Genomic DNA, 14,053 nt, shown 5'->3' on the forward strand with positions numbered 1-14,053 from the left:
TCGCGCGGGGAGCACCCTTAGCGACCTGCGGCTTTAAAGGGGCTTTGCCGTTCCTTGACCGTTGTCGTCAGTGGTGTCACCTCGACTTCATCTTCCCAGCTGTTGCCCTGCTGGACCTCCTAGTCGGGGCAATCGATGTGAAGTCGAGAGCGAGATGGGGGGCGAACTGTCGCGCAGAACCCGGGGCGCGTCCTTGGGGCTGCGAACTCGCGATTCCGCCCGGAGGGTACGGCGCCGTCGTCGGATGCCGCAGCGGGGGACGTTGGGTGACGGCCGGAGCGTGGCTTCGTGGGCGCCCCGGGTCGTCGCGGCCGTCACCCCGACATGGAAACGTCAGATGTCCCGCTGCGGAGGCGAGATGCGTCCGACGAGGTGGCGCAGCCGATCGTCGAACTCCTTCTCCGCGTCCGGGCTGAGCGTCGCCAACGCGACCAGCGTTGTCACGGCCACGTCGCACAGTTCTTTGCGTACGTCCTCCCACGAGTGCGAGGCGCCCTTCCGGGGGTTCGCGCCGAGTGCACCGTGCAACGCCTCGGCGACCTCCCCGTACTCCTCACCGATCTTGAGGACGCGCAGCAGCCGCCGGTCGGCCTCCGAATTCTGGATGCCTTCCGCGTCCAGCCACTCCCGGATCCTGCCGATCCGGTCCCACGTCGTCGCTTCCATCGCTTCTCCCACCGGTCGTGCGGATTCAGAACAGGGACGGCGTCGCAATGGCGGCGCCGGCCGGGGTAGTCGTCGGCACCGGTGTCACCGGGGCGACGGCGAGTTGAACGGACAGAGCCGAGTGGTCGGTCAGCCGCTGCGGCACGGTGCGCGGTTCGTGTACGTACGCGCAGCCGCGGAGACTGCCGGCGAGTGACGTGGAGACGTGCGCGTGCTCGTACCGGTAGCCGTCGCCGGTCCGGCCGACCCAGGAGTATTCGGCTTCGTCCGGGTGCAGCGATCGGAACGCGTCCACGTATCCGGCCCGGGCGAACCAGTCGTAGAACTCGTACTCGAACGGCTGGAAGAACCGGTATCCCGGCTTGTGGTGGCGTTCCAGGACGTTGAAGTCCCCGAGCACGACCCGTGCTTCCTCGAACCCCGACGAGAGCTTGTCCCGGCACTCCTCCAGGAACTGAACCTTGCGGTCGATCTTGGTCTGCGTCGCATTCCGGGAGGGCACGTACAGCCCGATGACGTCGAGTGGCCCTCTGTCGGTGTCCACGGTCACTGCGACCGCCCGGTGCGGCAGGTAGTCGACACCGACCGGCGCCGGTCGCGTCTTCAGTCGGCTCACGACCATCACGCCGCGCTCGCCGCGCTCCTGCGGCCTAGGGAACACGACGTCGTACCCGGCCGTCGTGAACCGCTCCGCCAGCAGGTCACACCCGACACTGCCGGCCGTCTCGGTGAGCACGAGGACCTGCTCCGGGCGCTTCGCCAGATAGACGAACTGCCGTTCAGCCCTCTCCCGCCCTGGGTTGTTGAGGTTGAACGTCAGCACACCGAGGCCGTTCATGGACCGCCCGTCCGTAGGTTCCTGATCGCCGACACGATCGTGCGGGCGATCTCATCCGGCCCGTCAGTACTCGCGTCGAGTTGGAGCACACGGACACCGGCGGTCATGAGGAACCTAGCGGCCTCACGGAACGAAGCACATTCTCGCTCGCTGCTGCCGGGTTCGCGTTCGTACCGACTGTGCGTCCCGCGTTCCCTCAGCCGCCCGTCAAGCACGTCCGCACGGGCGCTGATGACGACGGCAAGGTCCGGCATGTCGGCATGGCGGTTCAGCTCCCACACCGTGTCGCGGCCCACGCCGTCCAGGACCTGGAGCACGAGCGAGGAGGCGACGTACCGATCACACACGACCGTCTCGCCCCGGGCGATCGCCGGCCTGATCTCCGCCTCCAGGTGTACGTACCGGTCCGCCGTGATGAGACAGGCGAACGCCATCCCGCGGTACGTGTCCGTACCGTGCCGAGCGAGATTGCCGAGCGGGGTGTCGCTCGGCTCCCGGGTCATGTGCACCGGGACGCCGTCCTCCCGGAGGAGCCCGACGACCGCGGCGGCCACGGTCGACTTCCCGACGCCGCCCGGCCCGTCGAGAGTGACGAACAGTCCCGTCATGAGACACCCACTACCGGCAGCGTCCGGGACTGGGGCGGGACGATCGGGCACTGCTCGGAGTCGACGGCCCCGATGCGGTGCCCGGCCGCGACCACGGCGGCCGGGCAGCCCTTTCCGCACTGGGACGACATCGAGCAGCCGCGGCACGTGTCGTTCGCCCCGAGATCCCACCGGTCGGAGAACCGACCGTACGCGTCGAGCTGTGCGGCCACGTCGTCGTCGCTCCAGACGTTGCCCACGAGGAAGTCGCTGTCGGGGTGCTGGGACACTCGTGTCCGAGCGGCGAACACGAGATACGGGCAGATCGCCACACCTCCGTCGGTGAACACGTAGATGATGGTCCCCGCTTCGCAGCCCGCCAACGGCTTCCGGTCGTCGTTCGGGAACCGGATGAGCGTCACGTCCAAGTCCTCGTCAGCGAAGGGCGCTGTCAGGTCCCCGATGTGCCGCATGTGATCGTCCGGCCGCCGCAGCTTCTGTGCCGCGCGTGACGCGCCACGCCCCATCGAGCCCAGGGGGTTCATCAACACGTACCGCGCACCCTGCTCCTTGGCGAATGCGCAGAGCTGCGCGTACTCCTCGTCCTGGGCGAGGTTGTTCGGCGTGCAGAGCAGCCCTTGCAGGATGCCTGCCTCAGCGAACGCGCGGACGTTGTCGACGGTCTCCTGGAAACCCTCACGGCGGCCCCGGAACACGCCGTGCGAGTCCGGGGAGAACCCGTCGAGAGAGACGTTCATGTGCGCTTTCAGTTCCGCCAGGCGCTCGATCTGGTGCGGCGTCGACATCGTCGCGTTCGTGCACACGCCCACGTCCATGCCCGCGGTCCGGAACTCGCTGATGATCTGGATGAGGTCGGCGTGCATGAACGGCTCACCGCCGGTCACCGTCACCCGCTTCACACGGGCCGCGACGAGCTGGGGGATGAGCCGGTCCCGGACCGCCTCCACGTTCATGTAGGCGCCACGCTTCGTCGCCGACACGAAGCAGTGCTTGCACGGCTCGCAGATTTGAACGAGGGCCTTGCGGTGCTGTTGGTCGACGGTCGTGCGGAAGTAGCAGGACGATGCCTGCCCACGGGCGATGATCGGGCGTGCGGTCATACGGACCTCCACGGGAAGAGACGGGTGGTGCCGGTGCCCGCCCCGGACGGTCACGGCCGGGGCGGTAGTTCGTCGGTAGGCGGTCACGCCCACCGGGTGTCACAGCAGGCCGAACGCAGCGGCGCCGACCGCGCTCGCGAGCAGCAGCACGTAGGCCGCGGCGACGAGCGTCAGTCCCGTACGGCCCTCCGCGGTGACGCGGACCCCGAGGCCAAGCGACAGTGCAATGTGGGTCGCCGGACGTTCCGGATCGGGCACAGCGGGCTTCACCGGAGGGAGCGGGGAGTACGGGCGGACGACAGGCGTGTTCGCCGGACTCGAGGCAGGGTGTTCCACGAAGTGGGTGCGGACCCGCTCCTCCACGGCGACGAGGCACGCCTCGCACAGGTAGATGGGGGCGTGCCGCCCGTACCACTGGGCTGGCCCCACCCACGTGACGAGCAGGTCGTCGCCGTCGCACTTCCAGCACTCGCCGACGATCCAGTCGACCCACACGGTCGCTACGCCCACGCCGCTATCCGTGCTTTCGCTGCGGCTTCTGGCAGGGACAGGGGCAGGGAGCGGGACGCTCGTCCGGGCTCATGCCCAGACGGAAGTGGCCCTCGCGGAAGGCCACCCGTCCCGCGGTCCAGGTGTGGCACCCGTGGTCGCCGGGCCGCTCGAAGATGGCGGCCTTGAAGCAGGGGGCGCACCGCACCGTCTCCAGCACGGCACTCGGCCTACACCGGCGATGCGTGGCAGGGGTCATGAGTTTCGCCACCGACAGCATCCGTGCCGGCAGCCGCTGCCACCAGCGGATGGGCTCGTCGCACTTGGCACAGAGCACGGGAGGAGGAGGCACAGCGGGGTCCTAGGTGTGTCGAGGGTAGGACTGAAGGGTTTTGGCTGGGAGCCGGAGCCCTGGGGGAGGTCCGTGGCCGGGGGTGTTCGCCGCCGGGCGTGGTTCAGGAGCGGGTGATGCCGTACGCGAGACTGATGACCAGCGCGGCGACCGTCACGACGCAGAGCACCTGCTCGGTGGCCGGCCTCACGACGGACCTTCGCTGTCGGCAAGGACGATCCGGGCCGGGGATCGTCGACACCTGTTGGTGGGGACCGGGCCGTCACGAACCTCAGGACCGCCGATCAGCCATCCTTCGCGCACGGCGGCCCGGCTGGTCACGCCCGCCCTCCCGGCTTCTCCGGGCGGCCCCCGCTCAACGACGGGCAGGCATCCTCGGCCTCGGCCTGAAGGCGTTTCTCCCCGTCGTTGATGAGTTCCCTCAGCCGGGTCATGGAGCAGAGCCGTCCGGGCGAAGTCATCGGCACGCACCAGTAGGCGCGTCCGTCCGACGTCGTGCACTCCACCTTCGGTACGCCGAGGTAGCAGTCCCGTCCGAGGTGTTCCAACCGGCCGGGCCGGGCGGCCTTCCACAACTCGGTGCCGACCGGCACCAGTACGTAGTACTGCCGGGCGTACCGGTCCCGAATCACCGGCCCGCCGTCCAGGGAGTGCCGTAGGAAGGCCGCGATCTCCTGCTCGTCATCCGTCCGGGCGGCGGCATGCACGAGGTCTCCCGGCACGCGGACTGCGGAGAAGATCAGGCCGCAGCCCAACAGTGCGATGCCCTGGGACGCCCACTCGCCCAGGGCGCGGCTCGCGTCCTCGGCCGCGCCCAGAAGCCAGCCGGCGCGTCCGTCGAGTTGGTGCTTGCTCTTCAACGTCACGAACACTCCTCGGGGTCGCCGTGCCCCTAGCCGTAGGTGGAACCGCGGCGGAGTCGTGACCCGGGGATCCGGGCCAACGGGCTACGACGGCGCGTTTCTTCACGTACGAGCCAACTGGACCGAGCCCTGCCCCATCGGACCTTGGCGCGGACACTTCGCCGGACTTTCTGGGAAACCGGACTTTCGGCAGGTCCGGGCGCTACCGTCGGTGTGGGGTTGGTCACCGAAGGTGGGTGTGGGTGTGGATGTTCCAGTGACGCCATTCGCGCAGGCGTGTAGCGAGCGTGGCTGGTCCAAGCCGCGCGACTTTCTCCGTGCGTTTCAGGCGGCGGCTGTTGCTCTGGGTTTGTCAGTTGCGGTGACGGAGCGTCAGTTTCACCGGTGGCGACAGCCGCTCCCGCCCGCGCCTCGGGCGGGGGCTTGGCACGTGCTCCATGCAATGTTCGGGGCGAGTCCTCAGCAACTCGGCTTCCCCGGCCCACCGCCAGGTGTCAACGTGGAACCCATCGAGGCCTTACCGCAGAAAGGCACTTCAGTGGAGCGACGTGCATTTCTTACCGATGCCGCGGGCGTTGCCGCATCCACGAGCCTCCCGACGTACACCCGCCCCGTGACCCCACCCGGATCTTCCGGAGCCATCGGCGTCGTGCATCTCGTCGAACTCCGCGAGGGCCTGAACTCACTCTTCGTCCTCGACGCCGCATACGGCGGTAGCGACGTTCTCCGGCTGGCCGTCCGTCACCTGCACCGCGTCCGACGCGTACTCAACGAAGGAAATCCCCCCGAGGCCATCGCCCGCCAACTCCACCTCCTGGTGAGTGAAACCGCCGGGTTCTGCGGTTGGCTCGCTTACGACGCCGAGGACCAGAACACCGCCCGCCGATACTGGGGCGAGGCCCTCGCCGCGGCCACGATGGTGCAGGACGCTCACCTCCAGGCCTACGTGTTCGGGTTCATGAGCTTGCAAGCGCGCCATGAGAATCGGCCCCGCGAAGCCGTCGACCTGGCCCGAGCCGCTCAGGAGCGGGCCGCGCGGCTCGACTCGCCCGCGCTCCGGTCGATCATGGCTGCCCGGGAGGCCGGCGCCCTGTCCTTCCTCGCGGACGCGAGCGGCGCCAGCAAGAAGCTGGCCGAGTCCCGACGCCTACTCGACCTCCCTCGCGGCAGGCCGGCTCCGGAGTGGGCCGCCTTCCACGGACACGCCGAACTCGACAACTGGGAGGCATCGCTCCACATCAACGCCGGCCGGCACAATGCCGCCATCCCGTTCCTCCGCCAGACCCTTGCCCGGCAGGACCAGATGTACGGTCGCAATCGGGCTCTGTACCGGATCCGCCTGGCAACGACCCTGGTCAAGGCCGGTGAGATCGACGAAGGCGCCGCTCACGCAGTGGAGACCATTCCGTCCCTTGAAGAGGTTGAATCCGGTCGCGTGGCCAAAGAAATCTCCAAGGTCACCAACCTCCTGCGGTGGCAGGATGCCGACTGCGCACGCCAGGCCGTCGCATGCCTGACCGACTACGCACGGGCAACGGGAGCAGCATGACCACGACACCGAGCGCGGTGACCTACGAGCGCTTCGAAGGGCAGGGCGCCGCAGGCCAGCTCGACACCTTCATGCCGGCGTACGAGGAGGTGTATGCCGAGCCGCCTTACCGGGAAGGGCCCGGCGACGTGGCCCTGTTCGTCACGCACTACCAAGCTCACGTGCAGCGCCCCGGGATGCGTCTGGTCCTCGCGCGAGACGGTGGGGAGGTGGTCGGCTTCGCCTACGGTCTGCCCCTCGCGGCTGACGCCGCCTGGTGGCAGGGAGTCCCAGGACTGCACGAGGACTTCACGAGGGAGGACGGTGCACGTACCTTGGCCGTCTTCGAGCTCGCCGTGCGAAAGCCGTGGCGACGCCGTGGAGTTGCCGGCCGGCTGCACGCCCTGCTCCGTGACGGCCTCGCCGTCGAGCGGGTGACGCTCGCGGTCCGGCCCGAGCCGGAAGCGAAGCCCGCGCAGTCGGCGTACGCGAAGTGGGGGTACCGCGAGGTCGGCCCCGTGCGGCCACGGGAGGAAGGGCCGGCCTACACCGTCATGGTGCTCGACGTTCCGCAGCCCACCGGTTGATCGCCCGCGTCGCCATCGACACCGTCACGGAACGGCCCGTCGGATCTACTCCGGCAGGGGCTTGTATCGCAGCCCGTACTCATGGATGAGGCGATGGGTACCGGACCGCGAAAGCGCCAGGCCCTCCAAGTGCATGGCGTAGGCGAGGGACTTCGTCTGCGCCCTCGTCAGGTGCAGGACGTGCCGGGACCGCTCGGGTACGTGTCTCGCGGTGAGGACCGCCTCCGCGAAGCCCTCGGCGGGAGGCTTGCGGAGGCGGTCGGCGATGGCCACGAAGTGACGGACGGCGGCGAACTCGGCCGGTGCGAGTTCCACGGCCCTGGTGCGTGGAGGCGGCTCGCCGGTGCCGTGCCTGGACGCACGCCGGCTTTCGCGGAAGGCCAGGACGTCATGGCCCTCCGGCGTCAGCCGCACCGACCCCGCCAGCCGTCGGTTCTCGACGTCCGCCCCCTCGATCAGGCCCTGCTCCTGCAACGCGGCCACGTGCTTCCGGGCGACGTCCAGGTCAGCGGCGGCGATCCAGCCCCGCTTGCCCTGCCGCGCCTCGATCGCCGCCAGTGCCTCGACCTGCGCACCACTCAGCGCCACGATTCCCTCCCCGACATTCTGGTGCGGCCATCATGGCAATGCCCGGCCAGCGTCGCAGCAGGTCGGGGAAAGTCCCCACAACGGGCCAGCGGGCGTACGTACGTGCGTACGAGCGGGCCGGCGTCCCACCGCCCCCCAACCGCCCGCCCGAGGTCTGGACGGTGGGCGTAACCGGCGGGTAACCTGGGGCTGAGCAAGCGCTTAGTTTGTTGCCGTGCCCGCTGAGGGCCCGCCGGAGCCGAAGGAGACCCCGTGCGCCGCACCGTCTACAACGAGGACCACGAGGCGTTCCGGGACACGATCCGGGCCTTCATCGAGGCGGAGGTCGTCCCCGTCTACGACGAGTGGTTCGCCGCAGGACAGGTGCCCCGCGCGTTCTACGACAAGCTCGGTGAGCTGGGCGTCTTCGGGATCGAGGTGCCCGAGGAGTACGGCGGCGCGGGGCTGTCCACCTTCAAGTTCGAGGCGGTCATCGCCGAGGAGTGCGCCCGCGCGGGCGTCTCGTTCGGCGGCAGCGGCGTGCACGTCATGCTGTGCCTGCCCTACCTCAAGGCGTACGCGACCGAGGACCAGAAGAAGCGCTGGCTGCCGGACTTCGCGACCGGTCGCGCCATGTACGCCATCGCGATGACCGAGCCCGGCACCGGCTCCGACCTCGCCGGCATGCGGACCACCGCCAAGCTCTCCGAGGACGGCACGCACTACGTGCTCAACGGGGCCAAGACGTTCATCACCGGCGGCGTCCACGCCGACCGCGTCATCGTCTGCGCCCGCACCGCCGCGGCCACCCCCGAGGACCGTCGGCACGGGATATCCCTGTTCGTGGTGGACACCAGGTCCGAGGGGTACGCGATCGGGCGCAAGCTCGACAAGTTGGGCCTGCGGGTGTCCGACACCGCGGAGCTGTCCTTCACGGACGTCCAGGTGCCCGTCGAGGACCTGCTCGGCGAGGAGCACCAGGGCTTCGCCTACCTCGGGCAGAACCTCCCCAAGGAACGCCTCGGCATCGCGGTCATGGCGTACGCGCAGGCCAAGGCGGCCGTACGGTTCGCGCAGGACTACGTGGCGGAGCGCGTCGTCTTCGGCCAGCCGGTCGCGGCCTTCCAGAACACCAAGTTCGAACTCGCCGCCTGCAAGGCCGAGGTGGACGCGGCCGAAGCCGTCGTCGACCGGGCCGTGGAGGCGATCGACGCCGGTGAGCTGACCGCCGCGGAGGCCGCGTCCGCGAAGCTGTTCTGCACCGAGGTCGCCCACCGGGTCATCGACCGCTGCCTCCAGTTGCACGGCGGCTACGGCTTCATGAACGAGTACCCGATCGCCCGCCTCTACGCGGACAACCGCGTCAACCGGATCTACGGCGGCACGAGCGAGGTCATGAAAATGATCATCGCGAAGGACATGGGTCTCTGAGAAGGTCGCGACATGGCCCCAGCACTCCAGTCGCTCCTCGATCTCCTCGACCTCGAACAGATCGAGGAGAACATCTTCCGCGGGCGCTCCCACCCCTCCGTGGTCCCGCGGGTCTTCGGCGGTCAGGTCGCCGCCCAGTCGCTGGTCGCGGCCGGGCGCACCGTCCCCGCCGACCGCCCTGCGCACTCCCTGCACGCGTACTTCCTGCGCCCCGGCGACCCGGGCGCACCGATCGTCTACACCGTCGACCGCATCCGGGACGGGCGGTCCTTCACCACCCGCCGGGTCGTGGCCGTGCAGCACGGGCAGCCGATCTTCCACCTGTCCGCCTCGTTCCAGGTGCACGAGGAGGGACTGGACCACCAGGCGCCCATGCCGGCATCGCCCGACCCGGAGTCGCTGCCCACCGCCGACGAGACCCTGGACCGGTACGCGGACGTGCTGCTGCCCGGGGTTCCGGGACGGCTGGCGGAGGCGCGGCGCGCCATCGACCTGCGGTACGTCGACGCCCCGCCGTTCGCGTTCCTCGGCGAGGCCCGCGAACCGCGCTCCCAGGTGTGGTTCCGCGCCAACGGCAAGCTCGCCGACGACCCGCTGCTGCACGTCTGCCTGGCCACGTACGTCTCCGACATGACGCTGCTCGACTCGGTGCTGCTCGCCCACGGGCGGGGCGGTTGGGCGGTCGGGGACGTGGTGGGCGCCTCGCTGGACCACGCCATGTGGTTCCACCGCCCGTTCCGCGCCGACGAATGGCTGCTGTACGACCAGGAGTCCCCGTCCGCCTCGGGCGGTCGGGGACTCGGGCAGGCCCGCATCTACACCCAGGACGGCCGGTTGGCGATCACCGTCATCCAGGAGGGCGTCATCAGGGTTCCGCGCACCCCCACCGGGTGAGCGGGCGGGACGGTCAGGAGTCGGTGGACTCCGTGATCGTCCACCGGCCGACCTCCCGGTACGCGGAGTCGTACACCGTCTCGCCGGTGCCGGGTTCCAGGGCGTAGTGGTGCAGGTTGCCGCCCCAGTACCGCAGGACCCGGGACAACTCGCGAACCGCGGTGCTGGCGGGTTCGGTGTCGGGGACGTTCACTTCGAGGACGAACTTCACGGGTGGTGCCTCTCGTCGGGAGTGGACTGGTCGTCTGGTTCGTGGGGCCCCGGGCGCCAACGGGACGTCCGTCGCCCTCGACAACGGGAACGGAGGTCCGGTGCGCTCCTTCAATCGTTTCATGCAACTCCTTCTTGGGGCTTCGCGTGCCGAGGAGCCCGGTGGGAGGGGAGTCGGCCCGTCGGAAGTCTCAAATCGGGTCGCACGTTCGGGGGCGGTCGACCAGGGCTCCCGGCGGGCCGTCGGCGTTCCGGGTCGTGGATCGGGCTCCGCCGGGCGTGGGTGCGACGGCACAATGGGCGGCATGCCGATATCCGGGACACCCAGCCGAGCCGATCTCGTCGACCATCTGATCCGTAGGCGCATCGCGGGTGACGTGGCCACGTCGCGTGAGAACAACCTCGACCACTACCGCAAGCTCGCCAACGGGGACCGGCACTACTGGTTGGGCCTGGAGCTGGGTGACCGCTGGGCCGACGAGCAGGACGTGCTCGCGGTGATGGCCGAACGGTGCGGGGTGAACGACGACCCGCAGCACCGCCACGGCCAGGACACCATCGACCCGCAGCTGACCGTCGACGGACTGGAGCGGATGGCCGCCCGACTGCGGAAGGCCGCCGCGGGGCGCGAGCGCGTGCTGTTCGCGACGGGCCACCCGGGCGGGCTGCTGGACGTCCACCGGGCCACCGCCACCGCCCTGCGCACGGCGGGCTGCGACATCGTCGTCGTCCCGGACGAGCTGTACGTGGACGAGGGCGTCGTCTACCAGATCGCGGACGTGGCGATGTTGGAGCGCGGGGCGACGCTGTGGCACACCCACTCGCCCGAGCCGATGAACGCCGTGCTCGACGGTCTGGAGCGGGCCGGCCTCACCCCGCCGGACCTGGTCGTCGCCGACCACGGGTGGGCGGGGCGCGCCGGGCAGCGCGGGTTCGACACCCTCGGGTACGCCGACTGCAACGACCCGGCGCTGTTCATCGCCGAGGCGGAGGGCACCCTCCAGGTCACCGTTCCGCTGGACGACCACGTCCCCAGCCCGCGCTACTACGACCCGATGACCGCGTACCTGTTGGCCGCCGCGGGCCTCACCGCCAGCTGACCGGTCGACCGGCTGGCCGACGCGGACCGACCCCGCCGCTCACCGACCCGGTCGCCCACCGCCCGGCTCCTCGGGCCGGGCGGGGCCGGGCGTCGGGTCCAGGTACACCCGGCTGATCACCGGGAACCGGGCCCGTAGCCGTCGCTCGGCCGCCTCGCACGCCTGCTCGACCTGCGCGGCGGTCGACACGTCCCGGAAGTCCACCTTGGCCGCCACCAGGGCCTCGCGCGGCCCCAACAGTTGCGTGGTCAGCTCCAGCACGGCGTCCACATGCGGATCGGCGACCAGCAGCGCCCGGATCTCCCGCCGTACGGGGGCCGGCAGCGGTCGTCCGATCAGCAGCTCGGCGTTGGAGCGGCCCAGCACCCACGCCACGCACAGCAGCAGCACCCCGATGCACAGGGAGGCGATCCCGTCCCCCGCCCCGGAGCCGGTGAGCTGGCCGCAGAGCAGTCCGCCCGCGGCGAGCAGCAGCCCGGCGAGGGCCGCCGTGTCCTCCAGGACGACGGCCTTCACCGCGGTGTCCGGGGTGTGCCGCAGGTACGTCCGGAAGGGGACCCCGTGACCGCGTGCCTCCCGCCGGGTCTGCCGTAGGCCGGTCCGCAGCGAGTAGCCCTCCAGGACGAAGGCCACGGCGAGGACGAGGTACGACACCGTGGGGTCGCCCGGCTCCTCGCCGTGGGTGAGGGTGTGCACCCCGTCGTACAGGGCGAACACGGCGCCCCCGACGAACGTGGCGACGGCCGCGAGCAGCGCCCACAGGTACCGTTCCGCGCCGTGGCCGACCGGGTGCGCCTCGTCGGCGGGCTTCTCGCCGCGTTTCAACGCGGTCAGCAGGAGCAGTTCCGTGACGGTGTCCGCGACCGAGTGCGCGGCCTCCGACAGCATCGCGCTGGAGTTGCTGACGACCCCCGCGACCGCCTTGGCCACGGCGATCCCCAAGTTGGCCGCCGCAGCGATCAGCACCGTGGTGACGCTCTCCCCGCCCCCCGAAGCGGCTTCGCCCTTTTCGTTCATGGAGGCGAATTATGCCGGAATTGTAGGGATATGGTGGGTCGTTCGATGGGTGCCGGGGTCAGTCGAACCGCACGGGCAACTCGGCCAGCCCCCGCGGCAGGGTGGCGGAGCGCCAGCGCGGCGCGTCGGGTGCGACGGCCAGCCGTAGTGCGGGTCGGCCGGCCAGGAGTTCCGTCAGCGCGGCGACCGCCTCGGCGCAGTCGAGCGGTGCGCCGAGGCAGTGGTGTGCTGGTACAGCGTCGCGCTGCCCAGCCCCGCCCGGCGCGCCACGTCGTCGAACGGCACGTCCAGCCCGCGCTCGGCGAACAGCCCGCGGGCCGCCGCCAGCAGCGCGTCCCGGTTCCGTACCGCGTCCCGCCGCGGGGAAACCGTCCTGCCGCCGCCCGTACCGCCACCGTTCCCGCTGCTCACCGTGGTCTCCGTCTCTTCTCCGCCGGGGTCGCGGCCACCCTAGGGCCTGCTCACCCGCACCCCGCCCACCACCCGGGCGGGCGGGGTCCCCGTGGCCGGGGTGGCGTCCGGTGTGCGCCACACTGGAACACGGGGTCGGATCCCACCCCGGGCACCACCGCGGTGTCCGGACCTCCGGCCCACCACACAGCCACGAGCGTCCGGCGGACCTCCGGCCCGGGACACCCCCGGCCCCCGGCGACCACCGCCCCGCACCGCACTCAGGAGGAGTCCGACGATGAGCAGCACCGAGAACCCGGCCGACGGCGCCCCCACCACCGGCCCGGCCGCCACCGGGCCCGTCGGTCCCGTCGACTCCTCCCGCATCCCCCGCTACGCCGGCCCCGCCACCTTCGCCCGACTGCCCCGCATCGACCAGGTCGCCACCACCGACGTCGCCGTGGTCGGCGTCCCCTTCGACACCGGCGTCTCCTACCGGCCCGGCGCCCGCTTCGGCGGCAACGCGATCCGCGAGGCGTCCCGACTGCTGCGCCCCTACAACCCCGCGCAGGACGCCTCCCCGTTCGCGCTGGCGCAGGTCGCGGACGCCGGCGACATCGCGGCGAACCCGTTCGACATCAACGAGGCCGTGGACACCATCGAGGCCGCCGCCGACGACCTCATCGGCTCCGGCGCCCGACTGATGACCCTCGGCGGCGACCACACCATCGCCCTGCCGCTGCTGCGCTCCGTCGCGAAGAAGCACGGCCCGGTGGCCCTGCTGCACTTCGACGCCCACCTCGACACCTGGGACACCTACTTCGGCGCCGAGTACACGCACGGCACGCCGTTCCGCCGCGCCGTCGAGGAAGGCATCCTCGACACCTCCGCCCTCTCCCACGTCGGCATCCGCGGCCCGCTCTACGGCCGGCAGGACCTCACCGACGACGAGAAGATGGGCTTCGGGATCGTCACCTCCGCCGACGTCTACCGGCGGGGCGCCGACGAGGTCGCCGACCAGCTCCGCCAACGCGTCGGCGACCGCCCCCTGTACATCTCCATCGACATCGACTGCCTCGACCCCGCCCACGCCCCCGGCACCGGCACCCCCGAGGCCGGCGGCATGACCTCCCGCGAACTGCTGGAGATCCTGCGCGGACTCGCCTCCTGCAACCTCGTCTCGGCGGACGTCGTCGAGGTCGCCCCGGCGTACGACCACGCCGAGATCACCGCGGTCGCCGCCTCGCACACCGCGTACGAACTGACCACGATCATGGCCCGCCAGATCGCGGCCTCCCGCACCGAGGGCTGAGCCCCCGGGGGGGCGGGCCCCCCCCCCCCCGGGGGGCCCCCCCCCCCCCCCCCCCCCCCCCCCCCCCCCCCCCCCGCCGGGCGGGCCAACCCCACCCCGGA

General features: G+C 70.8%; 16 protein-coding genes and 1 CRISPR repeat array (1 of these 17 only partly in view). Of the genes, 6 read left to right on the plus strand and 10 right to left on the minus strand.

What is annotated here, in order from left to right:
* A CRISPR array of direct repeats spans positions 1 to 15; the repeat unit is 29 nt (it extends 319 nt beyond the left edge of the window).
* 318 nt (positions 16 to 333) lie between these two features.
* The 6 genes from ACFV88_RS07790 to ACFV88_RS07815 all read right to left on the minus strand — a co-directional run bounded on the left by ACFV88_RS07790 (position 334) and on the right by ACFV88_RS07815 (position 4,919).
* Positions 334 to 666, minus strand: coding sequence for a MazG-like family protein (locus ACFV88_RS07790; RefSeq protein ID WP_385487165.1), 333 nt, complete (start codon positions 664 to 666; stop codon positions 334 to 336).
* A 25-nt stretch (positions 667 to 691) separates the two neighbouring features.
* Entirely contained in the window at positions 692 to 1,504 is an 813-nt protein-coding gene (locus tag ACFV88_RS07795) for an endonuclease/exonuclease/phosphatase (protein WP_385487166.1), read from the minus strand.
* Positions 1,501 to 2,112 carry a dTMP kinase gene (tmk, locus tag ACFV88_RS07800; RefSeq protein ID WP_385487168.1) on the minus strand — a complete coding sequence of 204 codons (612 nt, stop codon included), beginning with the start codon at positions 2,110 to 2,112 and terminating at the stop codon, positions 1,501 to 1,503. Before tmk ends, ACFV88_RS07795 begins: the two co-directional genes overlap by 4 nt.
* Positions 2,109 to 3,212 carry a radical SAM protein gene (locus tag ACFV88_RS07805; RefSeq protein ID WP_385487170.1) on the minus strand — a complete coding sequence of 368 codons (1,104 nt, stop codon included), beginning with the start codon at positions 3,210 to 3,212 and terminating at the stop codon, positions 2,109 to 2,111. The genes tmk and ACFV88_RS07805 overlap by 4 nt, the downstream gene beginning before the upstream one ends.
* A gap of 99 nt (positions 3,213 to 3,311) precedes the next feature.
* Positions 3,312 to 3,722 carry a hypothetical protein gene (locus tag ACFV88_RS07810; protein WP_385487172.1) on the minus strand — a complete coding sequence of 137 codons (411 nt, stop codon included), beginning with the start codon at positions 3,720 to 3,722 and terminating at the stop codon, positions 3,312 to 3,314.
* Between the two features lie 648 nt (positions 3,723 to 4,370).
* Positions 4,371 to 4,919: a hypothetical protein gene (locus ACFV88_RS07815; RefSeq protein WP_385487174.1), complete on the minus strand. Its 549-nt coding sequence runs from the start codon at positions 4,917 to 4,919 to the stop codon at positions 4,371 to 4,373.
* 496 nt (positions 4,920 to 5,415) lie between these two features.
* Here ACFV88_RS07815 and ACFV88_RS07820 point away from each other — a divergent pair, with 496 nt between their 5' ends.
* Positions 5,416 to 6,465 (plus strand): hypothetical protein, encoded by a 1,050-nt coding sequence (locus tag ACFV88_RS07820; RefSeq protein WP_385487176.1) that lies wholly within the window; start codon positions 5,416 to 5,418, stop codon positions 6,463 to 6,465.
* Entirely contained in the window at positions 6,462 to 7,031 is a 570-nt protein-coding gene (locus ACFV88_RS07825; protein ID WP_385487178.1) for a GNAT family N-acetyltransferase, read from the plus strand. Before ACFV88_RS07820 ends, ACFV88_RS07825 begins: the two co-directional genes overlap by 4 nt.
* Before the next feature lie 45 nt (positions 7,032 to 7,076).
* Here ACFV88_RS07825 and ACFV88_RS07830 read toward each other — a convergent pair whose 3' ends face one another.
* On the minus strand, positions 7,077 to 7,619 hold the full coding sequence (locus ACFV88_RS07830) for a hypothetical protein (protein ID WP_385487180.1): 543 nt from the start codon (positions 7,617 to 7,619) through the stop codon (positions 7,077 to 7,079).
* 252 nt (positions 7,620 to 7,871) lie between these two features.
* Here ACFV88_RS07830 and ACFV88_RS07835 point away from each other — a divergent pair, with 252 nt between their 5' ends.
* Positions 7,872 to 9,029: an acyl-CoA dehydrogenase family protein gene (locus tag ACFV88_RS07835; RefSeq protein WP_385487182.1), complete on the plus strand. Its 1,158-nt coding sequence runs from the start codon at positions 7,872 to 7,874 to the stop codon at positions 9,027 to 9,029.
* A gap of 12 nt (positions 9,030 to 9,041) precedes the next feature.
* A complete protein-coding gene (gene tesB, locus ACFV88_RS07840; RefSeq protein WP_385487184.1) occupies positions 9,042 to 9,923 on the plus strand; it encodes an acyl-CoA thioesterase II in 882 nt (293 codons plus the stop codon).
* A 13-nt stretch (positions 9,924 to 9,936) separates the two neighbouring features.
* Here the strand turns inward: tesB and ACFV88_RS07845 are convergent, their stop codons facing one another.
* Positions 9,937 to 10,134 (minus strand): hypothetical protein, encoded by a 198-nt coding sequence (locus ACFV88_RS07845; protein WP_385487186.1) that lies wholly within the window; start codon positions 10,132 to 10,134, stop codon positions 9,937 to 9,939.
* 304 nt (positions 10,135 to 10,438) lie between these two features.
* On the opposite strand from ACFV88_RS07845, the gene ACFV88_RS07850 reads away from it, so the two are divergent.
* Positions 10,439 to 11,233, plus strand: coding sequence for a phosphatase (locus tag ACFV88_RS07850; protein ID WP_385487188.1), 795 nt, complete (start codon positions 10,439 to 10,441; stop codon positions 11,231 to 11,233).
* A 39-nt stretch (positions 11,234 to 11,272) separates the two neighbouring features.
* Here ACFV88_RS07850 and ACFV88_RS07855 read toward each other — a convergent pair whose 3' ends face one another.
* Both ACFV88_RS07855 and ACFV88_RS07860 read right to left on the minus strand, forming a co-directional pair.
* Positions 11,273 to 12,250 carry a cation diffusion facilitator family transporter gene (locus ACFV88_RS07855; RefSeq protein WP_385487190.1) on the minus strand — a complete coding sequence of 326 codons (978 nt, stop codon included), beginning with the start codon at positions 12,248 to 12,250 and terminating at the stop codon, positions 11,273 to 11,275.
* Positions 12,251 to 12,424: 174 nt separating this feature from the next.
* The gene (locus ACFV88_RS07860; protein ID WP_385487192.1) at positions 12,425 to 12,661 is read right to left on the minus strand and encodes a helix-turn-helix domain-containing protein; all 237 of its coding nucleotides are present in this window, start codon (positions 12,659 to 12,661) and stop codon (positions 12,425 to 12,427) included.
* Positions 12,662 to 12,938: 277 nt separating this feature from the next.
* On the opposite strand from ACFV88_RS07860, the gene speB reads away from it, so the two are divergent.
* A complete protein-coding gene (speB, locus tag ACFV88_RS07865; RefSeq protein WP_385487194.1) occupies positions 12,939 to 13,952 on the plus strand; it encodes an agmatinase in 1,014 nt (337 codons plus the stop codon).
* The last annotated feature ends 101 nt before the right edge of the window (positions 13,953 to 14,053 follow it).

The organism is Streptomyces sp. NPDC059816 (genome assembly GCF_042732055.1).
Lineage (GTDB): Bacteria > Actinomycetota > Actinomycetes > Streptomycetales > Streptomycetaceae > Streptomyces.

Excerpts from the sequence above, each read along its gene's own strand:
- ACFV88_RS07805 (WP_385487170.1), bottom strand. The coding sequence starts at position 3,212 with ATGACCGCACGCCCGATCATCGCCCGTGGGCAGGCATCGTCCTGCTAC.
- ACFV88_RS07825 (WP_385487178.1), top strand. The coding sequence starts at position 6,462 with ATGACCACGACACCGAGCGCGGTGACCTACGAGCGCTTCGAAGGGCAG.
- ACFV88_RS07795 (WP_385487166.1), bottom strand. The coding sequence starts at position 1,504 with ATGAACGGCCTCGGTGTGCTGACGTTCAACCTCAACAACCCAGGGCGG.
- tesB (WP_385487184.1), top strand. The coding sequence starts at position 9,042 with ATGGCCCCAGCACTCCAGTCGCTCCTCGATCTCCTCGACCTCGAACAG.
- ACFV88_RS07850 (WP_385487188.1), top strand. The coding sequence starts at position 10,439 with ATGCCGATATCCGGGACACCCAGCCGAGCCGATCTCGTCGACCATCTG.
- speB (WP_385487194.1), top strand. The coding sequence starts at position 12,939 with ATGAGCAGCACCGAGAACCCGGCCGACGGCGCCCCCACCACCGGCCCG.
- tmk (WP_385487168.1), bottom strand. The coding sequence starts at position 2,112 with ATGACGGGACTGTTCGTCACTCTCGACGGGCCGGGCGGCGTCGGGAAG.
- ACFV88_RS07855 (WP_385487190.1), bottom strand. The coding sequence starts at position 12,250 with ATGAACGAAAAGGGCGAAGCCGCTTCGGGGGGCGGGGAGAGCGTCACC.
- ACFV88_RS07790 (WP_385487165.1), bottom strand. The coding sequence starts at position 666 with ATGGAAGCGACGACGTGGGACCGGATCGGCAGGATCCGGGAGTGGCTG.